Source organism: Parvibaculum sp., assembly GCF_039973015.1.
Lineage (GTDB): Bacteria > Pseudomonadota > Alphaproteobacteria > Parvibaculales > Parvibaculaceae > Parvibaculum.
Genome location: NZ_JBDWLT010000012.1, coordinates 15,853 through 38,615, shown reverse-complemented (window position 1 = coordinate 38,615; position 22,763 = coordinate 15,853). Strand labels below are relative to the sequence as shown.

Below are 22,763 nucleotides of genomic sequence, written 5' to 3'. Positions count from 1 at the left end.
CAGGGAGGAACGGGATGGCACGCAAGGGCAAGGACATCACGCTGAAGAGCGGCGACGGCGCCGACATCCTCTGCTACCACGCGAAAGCGGAAGGCGAGAGCAAAGGTGGCCTCGTCCTCATCATGGAGATCTTCGGCGTCACCGCACATATCAAGGATCTCTGCGACGACTATGCCGCACGCGGCTATGACGTACTCTCGCCGCAGCTCTATGACCGGCAGGTGAAGGACTTCCAGGCGACCTACTCCCAGGAAGACATTCAGGAATCGCTGAAGCTGCGCGCCGACAATTCCTACGAGAACACGGTGCTCGACGTGCAGATGTGCATCGACAAGCTGCACGCGGACGGCGCGAAGAAGGTCTTCATCACGGGCTATTGCTATGGCGGCTCGGTGAGCTGGGTGGCGGCCTGCCGCGCGAAGGGGCTCGACGCAGCGTCTTGCTATTACGGCGGCGCGATCAAGCAGTTCATCGATGAGAGCCCGAAATGCCCGACCATCTGCCATTTCGGCGAGAAGGATCACAGCATCCCGATGGAGGATGTGCGCGAGATCGAGAAGGCGCATCCGGAAGTGAAGGTCTATGTCTATGACGCGGACCACGGCTTCAATTCCGACCGCCGCAACAATTACGACAAGGCCGCAGCGGAACTGGCGCTGAAGCGGACGCTGGCGCTTTTCGAGGGAGCGTGAGGGCGACGACGCGGAATGGAGAAAAGCGACATCGACAGCTTTGTTCGTGACGGCTATCTGCGTATCGAAGGCGCCTTCCCCTACGAACTCGCCGGAGAGATGCGTGAAATTCTCTGGCGTGAGATGGGACGCGATCCGGAGGACCGGACGACATGGACCCAACCTGTTGTGCGGCTGGGGGGTCATGCTGAACCGCCCTTCGTTGCGGCGTCGAACACGCCCGCGCTGCATGCGGCTTTCGATGCGCTCATCGGACCGGGACGCTGGGCACCGCTCATGGGGCTTGGCACCTTCCCCGTCCGCTTCCCCTCGTCCGCCGATCCGGGCGATGCGGGATGGCATATCGATGTGAGCTTCGCGAGCGACGGCGACGACCCGGGCGACTTTCTCGGCTACCGCGCGAACGTGAACTCGAAGGGCCGCGCGCTGCTCGCCCTCTTCCTGCTCTCCGACGTGGACGAGAAGAACGCACCGACGCGCATCCGCGCGGGCTCTCATCTCGACATCGCGCGGCGCCTCGAACCCGCAGGCGAACGAGGCATTACGCTGCGGGAACTCGCGGCGAACGATTTCGCCGAAAGCCGCGACAGGCCGGTGCACCTCGCGACGGGCGAAGCGGGCACCGTCTATCTCTGTCACCCCTTCCTCGTGCATGCGGCACAGCCGCACCACGGAACGGAACCCCGCTTCATTGCCCAGCCGCCGGTCTACCCGAAGGTGCCACTCTCGCTCGACCGGGCAGATGGCGATTATTCGCCTGTCGAGCGGGCGATCCGGCTGGGATTGGGGAGGGAGTGAGGGGCGGCCCGAACAAATCGGACCATGACAGTTTGGGGAAAGCACAAACTCTCGTCACCCCGGGATGACATTTCTATTTGTGGCAATTCTTCCTGTTCCCGCCCTCGTCGTTCTTCTCTCCACCCTCCCCCTGTGGGAGGGTCAAAATTTGCGTAGCGGATTTTGGGGAGGGGTTGCAGTGACAAATTGGACTGCAGCATTCACGACTGCCTCCCCTACCCCTCCCCAAACAGCCTTCGGCCGTTTGACCCTCCCACAGGGGGAGGGTGGAAAGAGGAAGCAGCACTTCTTCATCGCACAATCCCATTGCGTCATCGGGAATTGCGCCCATATGGTGGACAACCTTGAACGGAAGCCGCCATGACAAAGTCTCTGAAACCCGAAGACCCGCTCGGCCTCGATAACCAGCTCTGCTTCGCGCTCTATTCATCGTCGCTGCTGATGACCAAGCTCTACAAGCCGCTGCTCGGCGAGATCGGCCTCACCTATCCGCAATATCTCGTCATGCTGGCGCTATGGGAGGAAGACGGGGTGACGGTGAGCCGGCTTGGGCAGAGGCTCTATCTCGATTCCGGCACGCTGACGCCATTGCTGAAGCGGCTGGAAAAAGCCGGGCTCGTGAAGCGCGAGCGCAACGAGAAGGACGAGCGGCAGGTGCTGGTGCGCGTTACGCCGGAGGGCAAGGCGCTGAAGCGCCGGGCGGCGGGCATCCCGAAAAAGATCATGACCGCCTCCGGCATGAGCCTCGACGAAATTGTCAACCTGCGGAAAACATTGAAGAAATTGCGCGGCGCGCTGGCGGCCTGAGGGGCCGCAAGCACGGTATTTGCCGCCCCTGGATTGCTTCGTCGCACCTTCGGTTCTCCTCGCAATGACGGTTGGGGATGTCAGTAGATCGACCCCTTCACGAAACCGTGTCCGAATTTATATTGCACACAATCTAATTGCTCCCTATATGATTGTCGCAACGGACATTCCCATCACCCCTCAAGGGAGCAGAGAAATGAACATCCTCTATACGGCACATGCGGCCTCCTCCGGCGGCCGGACGGGCGAAGCGAAATCGGACGATGGCCGCCTCTCGGTGAAACTCGACACGGTGAAGGAATTTGGCGGCGCGGGCGGCGACGGCACCAATCCCGAACAGCTTTTCGCGGCGGGTTATTCCGCCTGCTTCCACTCGGCGCTGAAATTCGTCGCCGGGCAGAAGAAAGTGAAGGTCCCGGCGGAGAGCGCCGTGACCGCCCATGTCGGCATCGGCCAGAACCCGAAGGGCAAGGGCTTCGCGCTCGACGTGGCGCTCGAGGTCTCGCTGCCCGGGCTCGACAAGGCGGAAGCCGAAGCTCTCGTCGCGGAGGCGCATGAAGTGTGCCCCTATTCGAACGCGACGCGGGGTAACGTGAACGTGACCCTCAACATCGTCTGAAGACGGCAAGATCGGCAACAGAACAGCACTGAACGGCAGGAGCGATTCCATGAGCGATGAAAAGAAGACCGCCTACGACTTCACTTTCACCAGCCTCAAGGGAGAGCCCCTGTCGCTCGCCGACTTTGCGGGGCGGCCGCTCCTCATCGTCAATACGGCTTCGAAATGCGGCTTCACGCCTCAATACAAGGAGCTGGAAGCGCTCTGGAAGAAGCACCGGGACGAAGGCCTCGTCGTGCTGGGCGTGCCGTCCAACGACTTTTCCAATCAGGAGCCGGGCAACGCCGCCGAGATCGAGAATTTCTGCGAGATCAATTTCGGCGTCGATTTTCCGCTGACGGAAAAGGTACATGTGAAGGGACGTGAAGCACATCCCCTCTTCCAGTGGCTTGGAAGCCAAGGCGGCATCCTCTCGAAGCCTCGCTGGAACTTCTACAAATATGTGATCGGCCGCGACGGGAAACTCGTCGACTGGTTCGCCAGCACGACAACGCCGGGCTCTGCGAAGGTGGAACGCGCGCTGAAGAAGGCGTTGGGGGAGTAGGCTCCCCAGCTCCCCGGCTTCCAGGTTTCCTGCCGCCCTCCCCTTAAGCGAGGGTGGAAAGAAAGAGGGCGCCTACCCCCGCCTCTCCGGATAAAGCGAGAGCAGCCCTTCGCGGCTTGCCGGACAGACGCCGCGTTCGGTAATGAGGCCGGTGACGTAGCGCGATGGCGTGACGTCGAAACCGTAATTCGCGGCGTCGCTGCCGGGCGCGGAAATCTCGACAGTAACGATGTCGCCCTCCTCCGTGCGGCCTGTCATATGCGTGACTTCGCGGGGGGAGCGCTGCTCAATCTCGATTTCCTTCACGCCGTCTTTCAACGTCCAGTCGATTGTCGTGTGCGGGAGCGCGACATAAAAGGGAACGCCGTTGGCATCCGCGGCGAGCGCCTTCAAATAGGTGCCGATCTTGTTCGCGACATCGCCTGTAGAGGTCGTGCGGTCGGTGCCGACGATGCACATGTCGACGCGGCCATGCTGCATCAGGTGGCCGCCCGCATTGTCCGGCACGATGGTGTGCGGCACGCCATGCCGGCCCAGCTCGAAGGCGGTGAGCGATGCGCCCTGATTGCGCGGCCGCGTCTCGTCCACCCAGACATGGACGGAGAGCCCTGCATCATGCGCCATGTAGATGGGCGCGAGCGCGGTTCCCCAATCGACGCAGGCGAGCCAGCCCGCATTGCAATGGGTGAGGATGTTGACGGTCTCGGCCGGCTTCGCCTCGGCAATGCCCCGGATGATGCGCAAACCGTTCTCGCCGATCTTCCGGCAGGTCTCGACATCCTCGTCGCAGAGCCGCGCGGCTTCAGCATAGGCCGCCTCGACGCGCGCATTGCCGCCCGCCCCGCGAACGGCCTCGCGCATCGCATCGAGCGACCATTTGAGATTGACCGCGGTCGGCCGCGTTGCGAGCAGCATGTCATAGGTGCGGTCGAGATTTTCATCCGACGCATCCTCGCGCAGCGCCATGCAAAGCCCGTAGGCGGCGGTGGCGCCAATGAGCGGCGCACCGCGCACCAGCATGTCCTTGATCGCGCGCGCCGCGTCCTCCGCGCTGCGCAGGGAGGCGATGGCAAATTCATGCGGCAGCTTCGTCTGGTCGATGATTTCGACCGACCAGCCATCATTCGCGACCCAGATGGTGCGGTAATGCGTGCCGTCGATTTTCATGTCGCCTCCTCGACAGGTTGACTGTCAGTGCCCTTCGAAGGAGCAGAGCGAAAGCACCTCGATGTCGAGGTCTTCGAGACGCTGGCGGCCGCCAAGTTCCGGCAGCTCGATGACGAAGCTCGACGCGGTGACATTGCCGCCCGCGCGACCGATGAGCTTCACGGCGGCTTCCGCCGTGCCGCCCGTGGCGATGAGATCGTCGATCAGGAGAATCCGGTCGCCATCCTTCACGGCGTCGCTGTGAATTTCGACCGTGTCGGTGCCGTATTCGAGGTCGTACTCCTGCCCGATCACGTCATAGGGCAGCTTGCCCTTCTTGCGGACGGGGATGAAGCCGAGCCCGAGCTGATGGGCGACGGCACCGCCCAGAATGAAGCCGCGCGCCTCGATGCCGGCGACGGCGCTGAAGGTCGCGCCCGAATGAAGCGCGACCAGCGCATCGACCGCGCCGCGAAAACCTTCCGGGTCGGAAAGCAGGGTCGTGATATCGCGGAAGAGAATGCCGGCCTTCGGATAATCCGGGATGGTACGGATGAAAGTCTTGATGTCCATGTGGTCCTCGGGGTCAGGAAGCGTGAAGCACGCGGCCGGCGACGGCATCGAGCTTTCGCACGAGTTCAGGGGCGCGCTTTGCGGGCGCGGTAATGAGAGCGGTGTCGAGCACACGGTCGAAGCCCTGCGGCGAGGGCTCGCGCTCCGGCCCGAAGCTCTCCGCGACGGAGCGGATGAGCGCGCGCGCATTGCCTGCGTTCTCTTCCAGCACGCGCACGACATCGGCGACCTCCACATGGGCATGGGTAGGGTGCCAGCAATCGTAATCGGTCACCATCGCCACGGTCGCGTAGCAGATCTCCGCCTCGCGGGCGAGCTTCGCCTCGGGCATATTGGTCATGCCGATGACCGAGCAGCCCCAGGAGCGATAGAGATTGCTCTCGGCCAGCGTCGAGAATTGAGGGCCCTCCATGACGAGATAGGTGCCGCCGCGCGCATAATGGATCGTGTTTGCCTTGCAGGCGGCTTCCATATGGTCGCCGAGGCGCGGGCAGACGGGATGCGCCATCGAGACATGGGCGACGAAGCCCTCGCCAAAGAAACTCTTCTCGCGCGAAAACGTGCGGTCGATGAACTGGTCGACAATGACGAAGGAACCGGGCGGCAGCTCCTCCTTGAGGGAACCGACGGCGGAGACCGAGATGATGTCGGTAACGCCGGCCCGCTTCATCGCGTCGATATTGGCGCGGTAGTTGATGGTGGTCGGCGAATGCGGATGGCCGCGGCCGTGGCGCGGCAGGAAGACCATTTCGACGGATTTGCCATCGCCAAGGGGCAGCTCGCCGAAGTGAAGATCGTCGGAGGGTTCGCCCCAGGGGCTTTCCACCCGTTCCCAGCGCTCGTTCCTAAGGCCGGGAAACTCGTAGACGCCGCTGCCGCCGATGACGCCAAGAACCGTTTTGGTCATGCCTTACCCTTCTTGCAGAAATCCGCGCGACATTAACAAACCACGGCGACGGCGCCATGAAAAAAGGGGCCCGCAAGGGCCCCTTTGATCGTCACATTTTCGCGTCAATCAGTGCTGGTCGGCCCAGACCTTGCGCATCGCGAAATAGAGGATGCCGCTCAGGAGCACGAGATAGATAAGCACCTGGAAGCCCATGCGGTGACGCTGTTCGAGCTTCGGCTCGGCGGCCCACATCATGAAGTGGGTGACGTCGCGCGACATCTGCTCGACCGTGTTGGGCGTGCCGTCCTCATAATCGACCTGACCGTCCGACAGCGGCGGCGGCATGGCGATCATGTGGCCGGAGAAGTACTTGTTGTAATAGCCGGTCGTGAGTTCGAAATCCTCCGGCGCTTCCTCATAGCCGACAAGAACGGAATAGAGATAATCCACACCGCCTGCCCGCGACTTGGCGAGGAGCGAAAGGTCCGGCGGCACAGCGCCGAGCGAGGCGGCCGCGGCTTCCGGGTTCGGATAGGGCGAGGGGAACGGATCCTTGCCTTCGCCCGGCCGCTCGAACATGTCGCCAGCGGCATCCGGCCCGTCTTCGACCGTGATCTCCGAGGCAAGCGCCTTCACCTGGCCTTCGGAGAATTCCGGTCCGCCCGGCTCGCCGAGATTGCGGAAATGCACGAACTCCATCGAATGGCAGACCGCACAGACTTCCTTGTAGACCTTGTAGCCACGGCGCAGCGCGTCGCGGTCATAGGTTCCGAAGACGCCTTCGAACGACCATTGCAGGTCGATCGGTGCAACCTCGCCCTCGGCGGCCTTCGCGGGCACACCGGAGAAGAGGGAGAAACCGATCGCGGCAATAGCGGCCAGCGAGACGGCGCGAGAAATGCTTTTCATTGCTGTTTTCATTTTCCCGTTCCCCCTCAGCTCGCGGCCTGATCCTGCGCCTTCGCGGGCAGCACCGAGTCGGCGATGCTGGCGGGAAGCGGCTTCGGTTTCTCCACCAGCCCTAGAACGGGCAGGAGAACGATGAAGTGCGCAAAATAGTAGATGGTCAGGATGCGCGAGAGGTCCGTGATATCGAAACCGCCATCGCCCACATGGATCAGGATCTTGTCCGGCGTCTGGCCACCGCAATAGCCAAGGCCGAGGCAGACCACGACGAAAATCCAGAAGAACTGCTTGTAGAGCGGACGGAACCGGGCCGAGCGAACCTTGGACGTGTCGAGCCATGGCAGCACGAAGAGGATCGCGATGGCACCGAACATCAAGATGACGCCGCCAAGCTTGTCCGGCACCGCACGGAGGATCGCGTAGAAGGGCAAGAGATACCATTCCGGCACGATATGCGCGGGCGTCTTGAGCGGGTTGGCGATCTCGTAATTGTCCGGCTCGCCGAGCCCGTTCGGGTTGTAGAAGACGAAATAGGCGAACAGGACGAGGAACAGCACCATGCCGAAGCCGTCCTTGATCGTCGCATAAGGCGTGAAGGGAACCGTGTCCTTCTTCGGATCCTTGACCTCGATGCCCGCCGGATTGCCCTGCCCCGTCACATGCAGCGCCCAGATGTGAAGAATCACAACGCCGGCGATGAGGAAGGGGAAGAGGTAATGCAGCGAGAAGAAGCGGTTGAGCGTCGGGTCGCCGACGGAGAAACCGCCCCAGAGCCATGTGCGCAGCGCTTCGCCGACAACCGGGATCGCACCGAACAGGTTGGTGATAACGGTGGCACCCCAGAAGCTCATCTGGCCCCAGGGAAGCACGTAGCCGAAGAAGGCCGTCGCCATCATCAGGAGATAGATGAGCACGCCGAGAATCCACAGCACTTCGCGCGGCGCCTTGTAGGAGCCGTAGTAAAGGCCGCGGAACATGTGGATATAGACGGCGATGAAGAACATCGACGCGCCGTTCGCATGAACGTAGCGGATGAGCCAGCCGTAATTCACGTCGCGCATGATGTGCTCGACGCTCGCGAAGGCAAGTTCCGTCGTCGGCACATAATGCATGGCGAGCACGATGCCGGTGACGATCTGCACCGCGAGGCAGAGCGACAGGATGGCGCCGAAGGTCCACCAATAGTTCAGGTTCTTCGGCGTCGGGTAATCGACGAAGCTGTCATTGACGAGCCGCAGGACCGGCAGGCGGGCATCGAGCCAGCGCGAGAAGCCGTTTGCGGGTGTGTAGGTGCTTTCACCGCTCATTGTCTGGCGCCCCCTCAGCCGATCTTGATCTTGGTGTCGGAAACGAACTCGTAGGGCGGCACTTCGAGATTGGTCGGCGCCGGACCTTTACGAATACGGCCGGACGTGTCGTAGACCGAGCCGTGGCACGGGCAGAAGTAGCCGTCATACTCGCCCTTGTAGGAAAGCGGCACGCAACCGAGATGGGTGCAGATGCCGATGACGACGAGCCACTGCTTTTCGAGTTCGCCACCCGGCCCCGTCATGAGGCGCTCGTCGTCGGTCTGCGGATCGGGAAGCGAAGCGACATCAACGCTGTCAGCTTCCGCAATCTCTTCTTCCGAGCGATGACGCACGAAGACCGGCTTGCCGCGCCACTTGAAGGTGGTCTCCTGGCCAACCGGAATGTTGGAAATGTCGACTTCGATCGAAGCGAGCGCCAGGACGGAAGCGTCCGGGTTCATCTGGTCGATCAGCGGCCAAACGGCGGAAGCAACGCCGACAGCGGCGAGCGCGCCCGTTGCCACATACAGGAAATCGCGCCGTGTCGGCTCGTCCGCGTGGATTTCTGCCACGGTTCAGGTCTCCTCGTTGAATAGATCGAACGCCACGTGCCGCTCGGGAAAGCGGCTCCCCTCGACAGGGCTCCCCCAGCGCGGAAGAGCACGGCGTAGCGTCGCACACACCCGGAACATGGTTTTAAAAGCGACGAATCCCCCGCTTTCGCCCCATGCGTTGCGTGGTTTTGTGGCATCCAATCCGCGCATTGTCCAGTCCTGCCACCCCTGTGGCAGGATGACGCATCGCCGCACCTCTCCTCCGTTCGCGAACGGCATGGCAGAGACAGCGCCACCTGTCCCGGATTGAAAGCCCGTTCCATGCGCCTTGCCCTCTATGAACCGGACATTCCGCCCAATGCCGGCACACTGATCCGTCTCGGCGCCTGTCTCGATGTGCCCGTCGATATCATCGAACCCTGCGGTTTTCCGTGGGGCGACCGTGACCTGAAGCGCGCAGCCATGGATTATGGCGGGCTTGGAGAGGTGATACGTCACGCTTCTTGGGAGTCATTCTTAATAAGCAAGCTGCCCGAAACCCGGATCGTTCTGCTCACGACCAAAACACAAACGCGTTTTCTCGATTTCGCCTATCGCCCCTCCGACATTCTGCTGGTCGGGCGGGAAAGCGCGGGCGTGCCCGGCCATGTACATGAGGCGGCGGATGCGCGCGTGACTATCCCCATGATGCCGCCCGCCCGCTCGCTCAATGTGGCGCTGGCCGCCTCGATGGTGCTTTCGGAGGCACTGCGTCAGACAAACACCTTCCCGGCGCCCCCTTCCGGCGGCTAAACAGGGGCGGCGCAGGAACCGGCAGAAAACGAAAAAGAAAACGAAAAGAAGAGAAGATGACCGAGGACAAGACCACCGCAGCCATAACCGAAGAACGCAAAACCCGCGCGCAAGCCTGGTTCCGCGAGCTGCGCGACCTGATCTGCGCCGAGTTCGAGAAGATCGAGGATGAGCTGACCGGCCCCCTGTCGGACAAGCCCGCCGGGCGCTTCGAGCGCACACCCTGGAAGCGCGGCGATGGTTCCAGAGACGAAGGCGGCGGCGAGATGTCGGTCATGCATGGCCGCGTCTTCGAGAAGGTCGGCGTTCACATCTCGACCGTGCATGGCGAATTCTCGGAAGATTTCCGCAAGCAGATGCAGGGCGCGGAGGAAGACCCGCGCTTCTGGGCGGCGGGCATTTCGCTGATCGCCCATATGCAGAACCCGCGCGTTCCCGCCGTGCACATGAATACGCGCCACGTCTACACGACGAAAAGCTGGTTCGGCGGCGGCGGAGACCTTACGCCTGTACTCGACGTGCAGCGGCGCGAGGATCATCCCGATACGGTGGATTTTCACGCGGCCTATAAACGCGCCTGCGACAAGCACGACCCCGCCTACTATCCGAAGTTCAAAAAGTGGTGCGACGAATATTTCTTCCTGCCGCACCGCAACGAACCGCGCGGCACGGGCGGCATCTTCTACGATCACCACAACTCCGGCGACTGGGAAAAGGATTTCGCCTTCACGCAGGATGTCGGCCGCGCCTTTCTCGAAATCTATCCCGAGCTGGTACGCCGTCACATGAACGAGGCGTGGACGGAAGAAGAGCGCGAGGAACAGCTCGTGCGGCGCGGGCGCTATGTCGAATTCAACCTGCTCTATGATCGCGGCACGGTGTTCGGCCTCAAGACCGGCGGCAATGTGAACTCGATCCTGTCCTCCATGCCGCCAACGGTGAAGTGGCCGTGAGGGGCTGAAGCCGGCACAAAGGCAGCCATCTGGACCACCCTCCCCCTGTGGGAGGGTCGAAAAATTGAGCGCAGCGAAGATTTTTCGGGGAGGGGGACGCGCCATCGCCAACTGGATGCGCCGAGTTTTCGCCGCTTACCCCTCCCCAAAATTCCCTTCGTGAATTTTGACCCTCCCACAGGGGGAGGGTGGTCCTTATAGAGAGCACTGAACAAGATCGGGGCACGAATGGCAAAAGGCGAAACCGCGGCTGAGCGCTTCGTGCGGCTGAACAAGATCGCGGGCACGTTCCGCGAGATCGACGTGCCGAAGGACAGGAAGACCTCCGCGCTCGACATGGCGCAAGCGAGCGGCATCGATCCGGCGCGGCTCTTCAAGACACTGATCGTGGAAACGGCGGAAGGAAAACTCGCCTGCGCCATCGTGCCCGCCTCCCGCGACCTCGACCGCAAGACGCTGGCGCGCGAACTCGGCACCAAGCGCGTCGACCTCGCGCCGAAGGACAAGGCGGTGAAGACGAGCGGCTACGAGATGGGCGCTTGCAGCCCGCTCGGCCAGAAGAAGAAGCTCCCCACCTTCATCGACGAAAGCGCGAAGGGATTCGAAACCGTGTTCGTCTCCGGCGGGGCCTATGGGCTGGAACTCGAGATTGCGCTGGAGGAACTTGCGCGCGCGGCGGAGGCTGTGTTCGCGGGGATTTGCTGAGGTGCCACCCACCCTCCCCTCGGGGAGGGTCGAAATTTGTGAAGTGCAACGAACAAATTTCGGGGCGGGGGACGCGGCAAGGCAATTACCCCCGCCCCGAAAAATTCATCGCAAGCTCGAATTTTTCGACCCGCCCCCTAGGGCGGGTGGGAGGCAACGCCTCTACACCGCCTTGGAATGCCTTGCCTGCCCCTGCCCGAGATACTCGTCGAAGACGGCGCAGACAGCGCGGACCAGCGGCCTGCCCTCTTCCGTCACCGTGAGGCGGTGACCGTCGCGCATCACGATGCCGTCCGCTTCGAGCGCGGAGAGACGCGTGAGTTCCTCGTCGAACATATCGGCGGCGACATCATGCATCAGCGCGATCTCGTCGAGGTCGACGCCCATGTCGCACATGAGCCGCTCGATCACGTCGCGGCGCAGCTTGTCCTCGCCGCTGACTGCAATGCCGCGCGTGACGGGAAAGCGGCCTGCGCGCACCGTCTCCTTGTAGCGGTCTATGGCGAGTTCGTTCGCTGCATAGCCTTCCGGCAGCGCGCCGATGGCCGACGCGCCGAGGCCGATCAGCACCGGCGCCTTGTCCGTCGTGTAGCCCTGGAAGTTGCGGTGAAGCGCGCCCTTCTCATGCGCCTTCGCCATCGCGTCATCCGGCAGCGCGAAATGATCGAGCCCGACAGAGACATAGCCGTGAGCCTCCAGCCGCTCCGCCGCCGCCTCATATTGCGCCCAGCGCTCGGCAAGGCCCGGCAGCGACGCCTCGGGAATGAGCTTCTGATGCGGCTTCATCCACGGCACATGCGCATAGCCGAACAGCGCAATGCGCGCCGGGCGAAGCGCGACCGCCTTGTCCACCGTGTCGAGCAGCGTCTCGACCGTCTGGTAGGGCAGCCCGTAGCAGAGATCCATGTTGATCGCGGAAACGCCATGCGCGCGCAACCAGTGAATCACGCGCGCCGTCACATCATGCGGCTGGATACGGTTGATCGCCTTCTGCACACGCGCATCGAAATCCTGCACGCCGATGGAAGCCCGCGTGACGCCCGCCTTCGCCATTGCGGCGACATAGGCCTCGTCCGCCGTGCGCGGATCGAGCTCGACCGCGATGTCGGCGTCGAGCGCGATATTGTAATATTCACGCAGGATCGCGAGCGTCTGCGCAAGGTCCTGCGGCTTCAGAAGCGTCGGGCTGCCGCCGCCGAAATGGACATGATCGACCTTCATGCGGGCGGGCAATGCATGGGCGACGAGCCGCGCTTCCGAAAGCAGCGCATCGAGATAATCCGCGACCGGCGCATATTTCCGCGTCGCCTTGGTATGGCAGCCGCAGAACCAGCACATCTCCGCGCAATAGGGGATGTGAAGATAGAGCGAGAGGCCAAGAGAAGGGTCGAGCCGGGAGAGCCAGCGCGCATAAGTGTCGCCATCGACCGCGGGCGAGAAATGCGGGGCCGTCGGGTAGGAGGTGTATCGCGGCACGCGCAGGTCGTACCGCTCGATGAGATCCTGTCGCATGGGAGAAGGCTAGGCGCGCAGAGAGGCTTCGCCTATTCGCGCAAATGTCGCAGGGAAATTTGTCGCAGGCTCAGGATTCTTCTTCGATGACCGCGCGTAGCGATGCCTTCAACGAGACGCGCGGCGCGAAGTCCCGGTCGCCGCCGTAGAGAATATTGCCGACAAGCCAGCACGGGCGAACGAAACGCGGAACGGATCATGGGCGTCCCTCCCCTATGGGAGGTGGCGTCAGTAGACCGTTGCCTGCACCACCGCCTTCAGGCGTTCGATGATCGAGAATTCGTCATCGATGAAATCGCTGTCGATCCACCACTCCTCGACTTCCTTCCGCACACGGCCGATTTCCGGCCCTTCGGGCACGCCGGCCGTCTTGATCATTTCGCCGGTGAGCGGCAGCTCGGGCTTTTCCCAGCTATCGGCCATGGCGAGCATGGCGCGCCACTGAAAGGCGTTGTGCCCGCGCCGGTCGTCGGCCCAGCCGAGCGAGACGCGATCCTTGAAGAGCTGACGGCCCATCAGATAAAGCGCGCGGCGCACCTCGCGCATGGAGAGGTAGCAGACGATCTTGGTCTTGTCGGTGAGCATGGCCGAGAGCCGGTCGCGATCCTTGTTGGAAAGCCTGAGCCGCCCGGCCAGCGCGGCAACGCCCGCCTCATCGAGATCGAGCATGGTGCCGAGACGGAGGATCGGGTCGGCGGGCGCGAAAAGCTGCGTTGCCTCGATCTCCACATATTTCTCGAAACGGTCGAGACGGCTCGCCTCCGGCAGCACCACAGCGAGAATGCCCGCCGCCGCCATCTGGCGATAGGCGGCGCCCGCCTCGTCGGCGCTCGCAATCTTCAGGAGTTCGTCGCGCACGCGCTCGCCCGAAAGCTGTTTCAGGCCCTCGCGTTCTTCCGCACAGGCGCGCAACCCCGCCGCGTCCGGTTCGCCCTTGCCGTAAAAGGCATGGAAGCGGAAGAAGCGCAGAATGCGCAGATAGTCCTCACGGATGCGTTCATGCGGGTCTCCAATGAAGCGCACGGCGCGCGCCTTCAGATCGTCACGCCCCCCAAGCGGATCGTGGATCGTACCGTCGGCATCGCAATAGAGCGCATTCATGGTGAAGTCGCGGCGCTTTGCATCTTCCAGCCAGTCGCCCGTGAAGGCGACTTCGGCGCGGCGGCCATCGCTCGCCACATCGACGCGGAGCGTGGTGATCTCGAAATGCCGCGTCGGCGTGACGGCGGTAATGGTGCCGTGATCGATGCCGGTGGGCACGACCTTGATGCCCTTCGCTTCGAGCAGCGCCTTGGCGCTTTCCGGCGTTTCGCTCGTCGCGATATCGATATCGGAAACAGGCTCGTTCATGAGCGCATTGCGGACCGAGCCGCCAACGAAGCGCGCAACGCCGCCCTTGCCCGCAAGCGCCTCCATCACGGCTTTCGTGTCGGCCTCGTTGAGCCAGGGCGCATTGGCCAGTTCTTTCTCGGCGCTCATTCGGGCCTCCTCACTCGTTTCTTCTCTGATAATTGTTCTCAAATCTACAGGCGGCGGCGATGCCTGTCTCCGGCGCATTATGGCGCAGGCATGAGGCATTCAGTCGCCATAAAGCCGGTCATACATGTTCTTCAACATGCCGGCCGTCGCGCCCCAGATGTAGTGGCCATTATAGGGCATGGCGTAATATTCGCGCCGTTTTCCGCGCCACATGGCGTGATGACGTTCGTGATTGGCGGGGTCCATGAGAAAGGAAAACGGCACCTCGAAGGCCTCCGCCACCTCGTCGGGCGAGATGGTGAGACTAAAGCCCGGCCTGACGAAGCCGACCACGGGAATGATGCGAAAGCCCGTACCCGTCTCATAGGCGTCGAGATAGCCCGCAACCTCGACATGGGCGGGGTCCAGCCCGACCTCCTCTTCCGCCTCGCGGATGGCGGCCTCGGCCGGTGTCTCGCCCGGGTCCATCTTGCCGCCCGGAAAGGCGACCTGCCCCGAATGCGTGCCCAGATGGTCCGCGCGGCGCGTCAGCAGCACATGGGGGCCATGGGCATGTTCAATGACGCCGACAAGCACGGCGGCGGGCCGCAGCGAGGCACGCTCCTCCGGCTCCACCCAGACATTTCCTTTCGGCTCTGGGCCCTTCGGCTCGGGCGGATTCAGATCATGGTCGCCGCGAAGCCCCGGCAGTCCTTCGCTGGCGAGAAGCGCGGCAAGGGCGGGCGGTTCCCTGTCGGTGCGGGAAAGGATGAGATTACGATAAGGCTTCTGCATGAGCGGACGGCTAGCGCGCCACCTCATCGGCCTTCTGGAACGGGAAGAAGACGCCGCCCGACCAGAGGCCGAACCATCGCTCGCCGTCATGTTCCTCTTCCACGCCCAGCTCCACGAGGTCATAGAAGACGGCGCGGTTGATAAGCGCATCGAGCCGCGCGCGCACATGAACATAGGGCGCGGGCTCGCCCGTCTCCGCATCGATTTCGAAGCGCATCGGATGGTCGGGGCCCGCCACCGTCTCGTCGCCCACATTGGTGGTGAAGGCGAGAAGCTGCTCGCGTCCCTCGCCCTCAACTTTCATGGCGACAGCAAGGAAAGGCGCATCCTCGACCGTGATGCCGACCTTCTCGACCGGCGTCACGAGATAGTATTTCCCGTCCTCGTCATGGCGCAGCACGGTGGAAAAGAGGCGCACAAGGCGTTCGCGCCCGATCGGCGTACCCAGATAATACCAGGTGCCGTCCCGCGCGATCCGCATATCGAGATCGCCGCAGAATTCGGGATTCCACAGATGGACGGGCGGCAGGCCCTTCGCTTTCTTGCCCGCTTCCTCCGCGGCGGCAAGCCCCTTGAGCCCGCCCGGCGCACTTCCCGCCTCGGGCTTTTCCGCCTTTGCGGCTGTCTTTCCGGTCACGGCGGCCATATTTCCTCTCCTCTCGCGGAGTTGAACTGCGATTTAGTGCCTGGGCCCTGAGAATCCGGCCATATTATCGTCAAGAAGGCCCGCGCCAATGGCGGCGCAACACGATAACGGGATGCGGCACGGTAACGGAGCCCAGTGGCACGTCACCACCAATATGTAGGTCAATGCAGACACTCAGTGAAGCCGACGGCTCAGCCGTCCGGGAAATTGAAGAAACCGGCGCGAAAATCGCGGCGGCGCGAGAGGCTATCGGCGAGGTGATTTTCGGCCAGGAGGCCGTGATCGACCAGACGCTGGTGACGGTGCTGGCGGGCGGTCATGCCCTGCTTGTCGGTGTGCCGGGCCTCGCCAAGACGCTACTCGTCCACACCATGGGGCAGGTACTCGGCCTCGACGACAAGCGCGTGCAATTCACGCCGGACCTCATGCCCGCCGACATTCTGGGCTCGGAAGTCCTCGAAGAGGGCGATCAGGGCCACCGCAGCTTCCGCTTCATCAAGGGCCCGGTCTTCTGCCAGCTGCTGATGGCCGACGAAATCAACCGCGCCTCCCCCCGCACCCAGTCGGCCCTGCTCCAGGCCATGCAGGAAAAGCAGGTGACGGTCGCAGGCGTGCGCTATGAACTGCCCGCCCCCTTCCATGTGCTGGCAACGCAGAACCCGCTGGAACAGGAAGGCACCTATCCGCTGCCGGAAGCCCAGCTCGACCGTTTCCTCATGCAGATCGACGTGAACTATCCCGATCTCGAATCCGAACGCCGCATGCTGCTCTCGACCACGGGCGAAACCGTCGTGCAGGCGCGCGGCGCCATGACCGTGCAGGACCTGATGGAAGCGCAGCGCCTCGTCCGCCGCGTTCCCGTCGGCGAAAAGGTCGTGAACGCGATTCTCGAACTCGTCCGCGCCGCGCGTCCGGAAGAAGGCGCCTCCGAAGAAGTCGAGCGCCATGTCGCCTGGGGCCCCGGCCCCCGTGCGAGCCAGGCACTCATGCTGGCGGTCCGCGCCCGCGCCCTGATCGACGGACGTTTCTCACCCTCCATCGAGGATGTGACATCGCTCGCCGCGCCCGTGCTGCGTCACCGCATGGCGCTCAACTTCTCGGCGCGCGCGGAAGGCGTGACGGTGAGCGGGGTTATCGACAGGCTCTGCCGCAACCTCGGCTGAACGCCAATCTGGGCTGAAAGAAAGACGGGAATGAGTCTCACCGGACCACATTCGGCATCTTCCGGCGCTGTCGGCCTGCGCGAGCAGGCGGAAGCGCTCTCCGAAGCCATGCCGCCGCTCGTCACCGAGGCGGAACACGTGGCCTCCACCATCGCGCAGGGCGTGCATGGAAGGCGCCGCACCGGCATGGGCGAAACCTTCTGGCAGTTCCGCCGCTACCGCGAGGGCGACACCGCCGCCTCCGTCGACTGGCGGCATTCGGCGCGCTCCTCGCATCTCTTCGTGCGCGAGACCGAACGCGAGGCCGCCGAAAGCATCTGGATCTGGCGCGACAGCTCGGCATCGATGGATTACGCCTCGGACTTCGCCCCCTGCACCAAGCGGGACCGTGCAACCGTGATCGCGCTCGCGCTGTCCTCGCTCCTCGTGCAGGGCGGCGAGAGCGTCGCGCCGCTCGGACAGGGCTTCGCGGCAATGCCCGGCCGTTCCGCGCTGCGCCGCATGGCCCATGCGCTGATCGACGCACCCGAAAGCGATGCACCCAAAACCGAAAGCCTGCCGCCGCCCGAACATCTGCCGCGCTATTCGCAGGTCGTCCTCATCAGCGATTTCCTTTCGCCCGCCGAGGAGATTGCCGAGCGCATCAAGCGTTATGCCGCCGATGGCATTCGCGGCCACATGATCCAGGTGCTCGACCCGGCCGAGGAAGACCTCCCCTTTTCGGGCCGCACCGAATTCGAGGGCGTGGAAGACGATTTGCGGCTCATGGTCGGCCGCGCGCAGAACCTGCGTGAGGCCTATCACCAGCGCCTCGAAATCCACCGCAACCGCATTATCGAGACGGCGCGCCGCATCGACTTCACCTTCGCAACGCATCGCACGGACCGGAGCCCGCAAACCGCGCTGCTCGCGCTTTACGGCGCGCTTTCGGGTGCCATCGCCGCGCGCAAGCCGCCCCGGCCGGGCATGTAGGCCCGGTCATGCTGACGCTCGGCCCCCTCGCCTTTGCCAATCCCTGGATGCTCGCCGGTCTCGCGGCGCTGCCTGCGATCTGGTGGCTGCTGCGTATCAGCCCGCCCATGCCCAAGCGTGTGCGCTTTCCCGCGATCCGCCTGCTGGTCGGCCTCGTGCGCGAGGAGGAAACGCCCGCGCATACGCCGTTCTGGCTGCTCCTGCTGAGGCTCGCGATCGCCGCCCTCGCCGTCTTTGCGCTCGCCGAACCGGTCTGGAATCCCGCGCCACGCATCGCAGGGAGCGGGCCCCTTCTCATCGTCGCGGATAATGGCTGGGCCTCCGCCTCGCACTGGAACGAACGCCGCGCCGCCATGGACGGGCTCATCGCCGAGGCAGGCCGCGCCGACCGCCCCGTCCTTGTCGTCGGCACGGCGCCGGGCGCGAACGCCCCCGAGCTCAACTTCGAGACGGCGGACGACGCCAATGCGCGCGCCCGTGCACTGGAGCCGCAGCCGATTGAGCCGGACCGCACGGCCCTTGCCGAAAAGCTTGAAGGCGCGGAAACACTCGCGCGCGGCAATGTGAAAACGGTCTGGATCGGCGACGGCCTCGACTATGGCGCCGCCGCCCAGTTCGCAAACCGTCTTTCCGCACTCGCAGGCAGCGCGGGGCTAACGCTGATCGAACCCGCACCCGGAAGCCGCGCACTCGCGCTGCTGCCGCCGGAACAGGGAAGCAATGAATTCGCCGCCACCGTCATTCGCGCACAAGCGGGCGGCCAGTACGCGGGCAGCGTCCGCGCGACGGAAGCCGACGGCGCGGTCCTGAGCGAAACGCCCTTCAACTTCGAGGATGGCGCGAAGAGCGCGAAAGCCGTTTTCGAACTTCCGCTGGAACTCCGCAACAAGGTGGCGCGTCTCGAAATCACCGGCGAGCAATCGGCGGGCGCCGTCGTGCTGGCGGACGAACGCTGGCGCCGCCGCAGCGTCGGCATCGTCTCGGGCGCATCCGCCGAAGAAGCGCAGCCCCTTCTCTCCGATGCCTATTATCTCCGCCGCGCTATCGGCCCTTACGCGGAACTGCGCGACACGCCCGCATCGCGCGATGCACAGGAAGAAATCCGCTCGCTGCTTTCCTCGCCTCTCTCCGTGCTTGTGCTGTCCGATATCGGCAATCTCCCCGATGCCGAGCACGATCTCCTGGACCAATGGGTGAGACAGGGCGGGCTTCTTGTCCGCTTTGCCGGGCCGCGCCTCGCCGAAAAAAGCGACGGCCTCGTGCCCGTGCCGCTGCGCAGCGGCGGCCGCGCGCTGGGCGGCTCTCTCTCATGGAGCACCCCGCAGCAGCTAGCCCCCTTCGAGGAAGGCAGCCCCTTCTTCGGCCTCGCCGTACCCGGCGACGTCACCGTGTCGCGGCAGGTGCTGGCCGAACCCGCGCCCGATCTGTCGAACCGCACATGGGCGCGTCTTTCCGACGGCACGCCGCTCGTCACGGCGGGAAAGCGCGGCGACGGCCTCGTCGTGCTCTTCCACGTGCCTGCAAACCGCGACTGGTCGAACCTGCCGATCTCCGGGCTCTTCGTCGAGATGCTCCGCCGCACCATCGAGCTTTCGCAGGCCGTCGCCGCGCAGGACGGTGAAGACGGCAATGCACCGCTCCGAAAAAGCGATCTGTTGAGCCCTCTTTCGACGCTGGATGGATTCGGCCGTCTCGGTACGCCGCCCGCAACCGCCACGGCAATCTCCGTCGAACAGTTCGAAAGCGCCGAGCGCAGCCCGCGCCATCCCCCCGGCCTTTATGGCACGGCGGGAAATCCCCGCGCGCTGAACCTCGCGACACCCGAGCTCGAACTCACGCCCGCCGGTGCCCTGTCCGGCCTTGCGGAGCGCCGGACCTTCGAAGGCCGTGCCGAAGAGCGGCTGGCGGCCCCCGCCTTCCTTCTCGCACTCATACTGCTGGTGCTCGACACGGTGGCCGCTCTCTGGGTGACGGGACTTTTCGAAACCGAGCGGATCAAGCGCGTACGCTTCGCCTCGCGCTTTACCCCCGTGCTGATCGCCGCCCTCATCGCCCTTCCCGCACCCGACGCGCAAGCGCAAGACGCATCCGGCGATAGCTTCGCCCTCGAGGCCTCGCTCGACACACGCCTCGCCTATGTCCTCACCGGCAATGCCGAGATCGACACGACGAGCGAAGCGGGACTTTCGAGCCTGGGCCGCATTCTCGCGGCGCGCACCGCCTTCGAGCCCGCCGAGCCGATGGGCGTGAACCTTGCCACAGACGAGCTTGCCTTCTTTCCGGTCCTCTACTGGCCGATGGCCGCGGGGCAGGAAGACCTCGCGCCCGAAACGCTCGGCAAGCTCAACACCTATATGAAGAATGGCGGCACGATATTTTTCGACACGCGCGATCAGGATCAGGCCGTTGGCGGCATGGTGACGCCGGGCACGGCAACGCTGCGCCGCCTGCTCGGGCGGCTCGACCTGCCGCCGCTGGCGCCCGTACCCGCCGGTCATGTGCTCACAAAGTCCTTTTATTTGCTGCGCGATTTTCCGGGCCGCTGGAATGGCGGCGAGCTGTGGGTGGAAGCGCCCTCCCCGGATGGCGAGAACCTCTCGAATGACGGCGTCTCGACCATCATCGTCGGCTCCAACGACTATGCCGCTGCCTGGGCGCGCGATGCACAAGGCCGCGCGCTCTATGCCGTATCGCCCGGCGGTGAGCGCCAGCGCGAAATGGCGGAACGCTTCGGCGTGAACCTTGTCATGTATGCGCTCACCGGCAACTACAAGGCCGATCAGGTGCATGTGCCCGCTCTCCTCGAGCGGCTGGGCCAGTAGGAGCGCATGATGGCCTGGAACATCGTATTCGAACCGCTTCTGCCGCTCTGGACCGTCGCCATCGTCGCGCTGCCGGGCATTGCCGCGCTTGTTTATGCCGCTTTCCGCCGCTCGCGAGGCGCGCCCTGGCGCACACTCGCTTTCGCCGTGCTGATCCTTGCAATCCTCAATCCGACCATCCGGCAGGAAGACCGCGAAAGCGTCCCCGATATTGCCGCCATCGTCGTCGACCGAAGCCAGAGCCAGGAGATCGGTCAGCGGCCGGAAGAAACATCCGCCGCGCTGGAAAAAATCGCCGAACGTCTTGCCCGCGAAGACGGCATCGAGACACGCATCGTCACCGCAACGAGCGACCCCGACGGCGAACAGGGAACCACGCTCTTCTCCGCCCTGGAAGAGGCGCTGGCCGACGTGCCTCGCGAACGCATCGCGGGCGCGATCTTCATCACCGATGGTGAGGTACATGATGTGCCTGCAAACGCCGCCGCGCTCGGCTTCGATGCGCCCCTCCATTCGCTCATCATCGGCCGCAAGGGCGAGAAGGACCGCCGTCTCCGCATCACCGAGGCGCCGCGCTTCGGCATTGTCGGCGAGCCGCTGAAACTCGCCTTCCGCGTCGATGAAACCTCCGCCGGCGATACGCCGACAGGCGAGACGGCGCGCGTCACCGTGCATATTGACGGTGTGGAGACCGCCAGCGCCGAAGCCCCCATTGGCAGGACGAGCGAGGTGACCCTGTCGCTCGCGCATGGCGGCCCGAATGTCATCGAGATCGACGTCGAACAGGGCCCCGACGAACTCACCCCGCTCAACAATCGCGCGGTCGTCATCGCCAATGGTGTGCGCGACCGCTTGCGCGTGCTGCTCGTCTCCGGCGAACCGCATCCCGGCGAGCGCACATGGCGCAACCTCCTGAAGTCCGACCCCTCGGTCGATCTCGTCCACTTCACCATTCTGCGCCCGCCGGAAAAGCAGGACGGCACGCCCATCGGCGAGCTGTCGCTCATCACCTTCCCGACGCATGAACTCTTCGACCAGAAGCTCGACGAGTTCGACCTCATCATCTTCGACCGCTACAAGCGGCGCGGTGTGCTGCCGCTCGCCTACTATCTGAACATCGTAGAATATGTGGAACGCGGCGGCGCCTTCCTCGCCGCCGAAGGCCCGGCCTTCGCCTCCCCCTTCTCGATCTACCGCACACCGCTTGCCGCAATCCTGCCCGGCCAGCCAACCGGCGAGATTTCGCTTGGCGGCTATCGCCCCGAAGTGACCGAGACCGGCCACCGCCACCCCGTTACGGCGGAACTGCCCGGCGCATCGGCCTCACCGCCCGAATGGGGCCGCTGGTTCCGCACCATCGACGTCGATACCGATGACGGCGATGTGCTGATGGACACGCCGGACGGCAAACCGCTCATGGTGCTGGCCCATGCAGGCAAGGGCCGCGTCGCGCAACTGCTGTCGGATCAGGTCTGGCTCTGGTCGCGCGGCTATGAAGGCGGCGGCCCGCAGGCGGAACTCCTGCGCCGCCTCGCCCATTGGCTGATGAAGGAGCCGGACCTCGAAGAGGAAAACCTCTCCGCCATCGCGCAAGGCGGCATGCTGACCGTGAAGCGCCGCACGATGGAAAACGAGACGCCGCCCGCGCGCGTGACGCTCCCCTCCGGCGAGACACGCGACGTACCGCTCAGCGAAATCGCGCCCGGCCGCTTCGAAGCCACGATGGAAGCGCAGGAACTTGGCCTCTACCGCATCGCGCAGGGCGACCTCACCGCCGTCGCCGCGGCAGGCCCCCTCAACCCGCGAGAATTTTCGGATGTGCGCGCCACAGCCGATCTCATGCAGCCTGTCGCCGATGCGGCGGGCGGCGGCCTCTGGTGGGCGGGCGAAAATGCGAGCAGCACGCCCGGCATCCGCTCTGTCCGCGCCGGACAGGACGCTGCGGGCGCGAACTGGATGGGTCTGAAGCGCAATGATCAGTATCTCGTCCATGCGGTCCATCAGGCACCGCTGCTCACAGGGCCTGTCGCCCTCATCCTCATCCTCGGCGCGTTGGCGCTCGCCTGGTGGCGCGAAGGGCGCTGATCTTCCTTGAAAGTCGCCCGGCGGTCTTGCCTTCCCGGGTGAA

General features: G+C 64.1%; 22 protein-coding genes. 12 read left to right on the top strand and 10 right to left on the bottom strand.

The window, feature by feature from the left end:
• Positions 1-14 precede the first annotated feature (14 nt).
• From ABJO61_RS14655 to ABJO61_RS14635, 5 genes are all read left to right on the top strand, one after another.
• Positions 15-692, top strand: a complete 678-nt coding sequence (locus ABJO61_RS14655) for a dienelactone hydrolase family protein (RefSeq protein WP_348326603.1) — start codon at positions 15-17, stop codon at positions 690-692.
• Between the two features lie 15 nt (positions 693-707).
• Positions 708-1,490, top strand: coding sequence for a phytanoyl-CoA dioxygenase family protein (locus ABJO61_RS14650; protein ID WP_348326601.1), 783 nt, complete (start codon positions 708-710; stop codon positions 1,488-1,490).
• 360 nt (positions 1,491-1,850) lie between these two features.
• Positions 1,851-2,297 carry a MarR family transcriptional regulator gene (locus tag ABJO61_RS14645; RefSeq protein WP_348326599.1) on the top strand — a complete coding sequence of 149 codons (447 nt, stop codon included), beginning with the start codon at positions 1,851-1,853 and terminating at the stop codon, positions 2,295-2,297.
• A gap of 196 nt (positions 2,298-2,493) precedes the next feature.
• Positions 2,494-2,916 (top strand): organic hydroperoxide resistance protein, encoded by a 423-nt coding sequence (locus ABJO61_RS14640; RefSeq protein ID WP_348326597.1) that lies wholly within the window; start codon positions 2,494-2,496, stop codon positions 2,914-2,916.
• 49 nt (positions 2,917-2,965) lie between these two features.
• Complete coding sequence (locus tag ABJO61_RS14635; protein ID WP_348326595.1) at positions 2,966-3,460, top strand: glutathione peroxidase; 495 nt, start codon at positions 2,966-2,968, stop codon at positions 3,458-3,460.
• Positions 3,461-3,532: 72 nt separating this feature from the next.
• On the opposite strand, the gene mtnA is transcribed toward ABJO61_RS14635, so the two are convergent.
• From mtnA to petA, 6 genes are all read right to left on the bottom strand, one after another.
• Entirely contained in the window at positions 3,533-4,627 is a 1,095-nt protein-coding gene (gene mtnA / locus ABJO61_RS14630; protein WP_348326593.1) for an S-methyl-5-thioribose-1-phosphate isomerase, read from the bottom strand.
• A 24-nt stretch (positions 4,628-4,651) separates the two neighbouring features.
• Positions 4,652-5,179, bottom strand: a complete 528-nt coding sequence (locus tag ABJO61_RS14625; RefSeq protein WP_348326592.1) for an adenine phosphoribosyltransferase — start codon at positions 5,177-5,179, stop codon at positions 4,652-4,654.
• 13 nt (positions 5,180-5,192) lie between these two features.
• Positions 5,193-6,086 (bottom strand): S-methyl-5'-thioadenosine phosphorylase, encoded by an 894-nt coding sequence (locus ABJO61_RS14620; protein ID WP_348326590.1) that lies wholly within the window; start codon positions 6,084-6,086, stop codon positions 5,193-5,195.
• Between the two features lie 108 nt (positions 6,087-6,194).
• Entirely contained in the window at positions 6,195-6,977 is a 783-nt protein-coding gene (locus ABJO61_RS14615; RefSeq protein WP_348326589.1) for a cytochrome c1, read from the bottom strand.
• Positions 6,978-7,003: 26 nt separating this feature from the next.
• Positions 7,004-8,281: a cytochrome b/b6 gene (locus ABJO61_RS14610; RefSeq protein ID WP_348326587.1), complete on the bottom strand. Its 1,278-nt coding sequence runs from the start codon at positions 8,279-8,281 to the stop codon at positions 7,004-7,006.
• Positions 8,282-8,295: 14 nt separating this feature from the next.
• Entirely contained in the window at positions 8,296-8,835 is a 540-nt protein-coding gene (gene petA / locus ABJO61_RS14605; RefSeq protein WP_348326586.1) for a ubiquinol-cytochrome c reductase iron-sulfur subunit, read from the bottom strand.
• A 303-nt stretch (positions 8,836-9,138) separates the two neighbouring features.
• Here petA and ABJO61_RS14600 point away from each other — a divergent pair, with 303 nt between their 5' ends.
• The 3 genes from ABJO61_RS14600 to ABJO61_RS14590 all read left to right on the top strand — a co-directional run bounded on the left by ABJO61_RS14600 (position 9,139) and on the right by ABJO61_RS14590 (position 11,267).
• Entirely contained in the window at positions 9,139-9,609 is a 471-nt protein-coding gene (locus ABJO61_RS14600; RefSeq protein ID WP_348326584.1) for a tRNA (cytidine(34)-2'-O)-methyltransferase, read from the top strand.
• A 56-nt stretch (positions 9,610-9,665) separates the two neighbouring features.
• Complete coding sequence (hemF, locus tag ABJO61_RS14595) at positions 9,666-10,562, top strand: oxygen-dependent coproporphyrinogen oxidase (RefSeq protein ID WP_348326582.1); 897 nt, start codon at positions 9,666-9,668, stop codon at positions 10,560-10,562.
• 228 nt (positions 10,563-10,790) lie between these two features.
• The gene (locus ABJO61_RS14590; protein WP_348326580.1) at positions 10,791-11,267 is read left to right on the top strand and encodes a YbaK/EbsC family protein; all 477 of its coding nucleotides are present in this window, start codon (positions 10,791-10,793) and stop codon (positions 11,265-11,267) included.
• A 162-nt stretch (positions 11,268-11,429) separates the two neighbouring features.
• Here ABJO61_RS14590 and hemN read toward each other — a convergent pair whose 3' ends face one another.
• From hemN to ABJO61_RS14570, 4 genes are all read right to left on the bottom strand, one after another.
• On the bottom strand, positions 11,430-12,779 hold the full coding sequence (gene hemN / locus ABJO61_RS14585) for an oxygen-independent coproporphyrinogen III oxidase (protein WP_348326578.1): 1,350 nt from the start codon (positions 12,777-12,779) through the stop codon (positions 11,430-11,432).
• Positions 12,780-13,007: 228 nt separating this feature from the next.
• A complete protein-coding gene (locus tag ABJO61_RS14580; protein ID WP_348326576.1) occupies positions 13,008-14,258 on the bottom strand; it encodes a CCA tRNA nucleotidyltransferase in 1,251 nt (416 codons plus the stop codon).
• A 99-nt stretch (positions 14,259-14,357) separates the two neighbouring features.
• Entirely contained in the window at positions 14,358-15,059 is a 702-nt protein-coding gene (locus tag ABJO61_RS14575; protein WP_348326574.1) for a CoA pyrophosphatase, read from the bottom strand.
• Entirely contained in the window at positions 15,043-15,678 is a 636-nt protein-coding gene (locus tag ABJO61_RS14570) for a DUF1285 domain-containing protein (RefSeq protein ID WP_348326572.1), read from the bottom strand. Before ABJO61_RS14570 ends, ABJO61_RS14575 begins: the two co-directional genes overlap by 17 nt.
• Positions 15,679-15,842: 164 nt before the next feature.
• Between ABJO61_RS14570 and ABJO61_RS14565 the strand changes: the two genes are divergently transcribed.
• From ABJO61_RS14565 to ABJO61_RS14550, 4 genes are read left to right on the top strand one after another with little or no spacing between them, the layout of a single operon-like run.
• A complete protein-coding gene (locus ABJO61_RS14565) occupies positions 15,843-16,841 on the top strand; it encodes a MoxR family ATPase (RefSeq protein WP_348326570.1) in 999 nt (332 codons plus the stop codon).
• 30 nt (positions 16,842-16,871) lie between these two features.
• Positions 16,872-17,813, top strand: coding sequence for a DUF58 domain-containing protein (locus ABJO61_RS14560; RefSeq protein ID WP_348326568.1), 942 nt, complete (start codon positions 16,872-16,874; stop codon positions 17,811-17,813).
• An 8-nt stretch (positions 17,814-17,821) separates the two neighbouring features.
• Positions 17,822-20,635, top strand: a complete 2,814-nt coding sequence (locus ABJO61_RS14555; protein ID WP_348326566.1) for a DUF4159 domain-containing protein — start codon at positions 17,822-17,824, stop codon at positions 20,633-20,635.
• 9 nt (positions 20,636-20,644) lie between these two features.
• Positions 20,645-22,720: a hypothetical protein gene (locus ABJO61_RS14550; RefSeq protein WP_348330744.1), complete on the top strand. Its 2,076-nt coding sequence runs from the start codon at positions 20,645-20,647 to the stop codon at positions 22,718-22,720.
• Positions 22,721-22,763 lie beyond the last annotated feature (43 nt).

What these genes read in the sequence shown, in the direction of transcription:
- ABJO61_RS14655 (WP_348326603.1), top strand. Translation starts at nt 15, where the DNA reads ATGGCACGCAAGGGCAAGGACATCACGCTGAAGAGCGGCGACGGCGCC.
- ABJO61_RS14650 (WP_348326601.1), top strand. Translation starts at nt 708, where the DNA reads ATGGAGAAAAGCGACATCGACAGCTTTGTTCGTGACGGCTATCTGCGT.
- ABJO61_RS14645 (WP_348326599.1), top strand. Translation starts at nt 1,851, where the DNA reads ATGACAAAGTCTCTGAAACCCGAAGACCCGCTCGGCCTCGATAACCAG.
- ABJO61_RS14640 (WP_348326597.1), top strand. Translation starts at nt 2,494, where the DNA reads ATGAACATCCTCTATACGGCACATGCGGCCTCCTCCGGCGGCCGGACG.
- ABJO61_RS14635 (WP_348326595.1), top strand. Translation starts at nt 2,966, where the DNA reads ATGAGCGATGAAAAGAAGACCGCCTACGACTTCACTTTCACCAGCCTC.
- mtnA (WP_348326593.1), bottom strand. Translation starts at nt 4,627, where the DNA reads ATGAAAATCGACGGCACGCATTACCGCACCATCTGGGTCGCGAATGAT.
- ABJO61_RS14625 (WP_348326592.1), bottom strand. Translation starts at nt 5,179, where the DNA reads ATGGACATCAAGACTTTCATCCGTACCATCCCGGATTATCCGAAGGCC.
- ABJO61_RS14620 (WP_348326590.1), bottom strand. Translation starts at nt 6,086, where the DNA reads ATGACCAAAACGGTTCTTGGCGTCATCGGCGGCAGCGGCGTCTACGAG.
- ABJO61_RS14615 (WP_348326589.1), bottom strand. Translation starts at nt 6,977, where the DNA reads ATGAAAAGCATTTCTCGCGCCGTCTCGCTGGCCGCTATTGCCGCGATC.
- ABJO61_RS14610 (WP_348326587.1), bottom strand. Translation starts at nt 8,281, where the DNA reads ATGAGCGGTGAAAGCACCTACACACCCGCAAACGGCTTCTCGCGCTGG.
- ABJO61_RS14600 (WP_348326584.1), top strand. Translation starts at nt 9,139, where the DNA reads ATGCGCCTTGCCCTCTATGAACCGGACATTCCGCCCAATGCCGGCACA.
- hemF (WP_348326582.1), top strand. Translation starts at nt 9,666, where the DNA reads ATGACCGAGGACAAGACCACCGCAGCCATAACCGAAGAACGCAAAACC.
- ABJO61_RS14590 (WP_348326580.1), top strand. Translation starts at nt 10,791, where the DNA reads ATGGCAAAAGGCGAAACCGCGGCTGAGCGCTTCGTGCGGCTGAACAAG.
- hemN (WP_348326578.1), bottom strand. Translation starts at nt 12,779, where the DNA reads ATGCGACAGGATCTCATCGAGCGGTACGACCTGCGCGTGCCGCGATAC.
- ABJO61_RS14580 (WP_348326576.1), bottom strand. Translation starts at nt 14,258, where the DNA reads ATGAGCGCCGAGAAAGAACTGGCCAATGCGCCCTGGCTCAACGAGGCC.
- ABJO61_RS14575 (WP_348326574.1), bottom strand. Translation starts at nt 15,059, where the DNA reads ATGAGGTGGCGCGCTAGCCGTCCGCTCATGCAGAAGCCTTATCGTAAT.
- ABJO61_RS14570 (WP_348326572.1), bottom strand. Translation starts at nt 15,678, where the DNA reads ATGGCCGCCGTGACCGGAAAGACAGCCGCAAAGGCGGAAAAGCCCGAG.
- ABJO61_RS14565 (WP_348326570.1), top strand. Translation starts at nt 15,843, where the DNA reads ATGCAGACACTCAGTGAAGCCGACGGCTCAGCCGTCCGGGAAATTGAA.
- ABJO61_RS14560 (WP_348326568.1), top strand. Translation starts at nt 16,872, where the DNA reads ATGAGTCTCACCGGACCACATTCGGCATCTTCCGGCGCTGTCGGCCTG.
- ABJO61_RS14555 (WP_348326566.1), top strand. Translation starts at nt 17,822, where the DNA reads ATGCTGACGCTCGGCCCCCTCGCCTTTGCCAATCCCTGGATGCTCGCC.
- ABJO61_RS14550 (WP_348330744.1), top strand. Translation starts at nt 20,645, where the DNA reads ATGGCCTGGAACATCGTATTCGAACCGCTTCTGCCGCTCTGGACCGTC.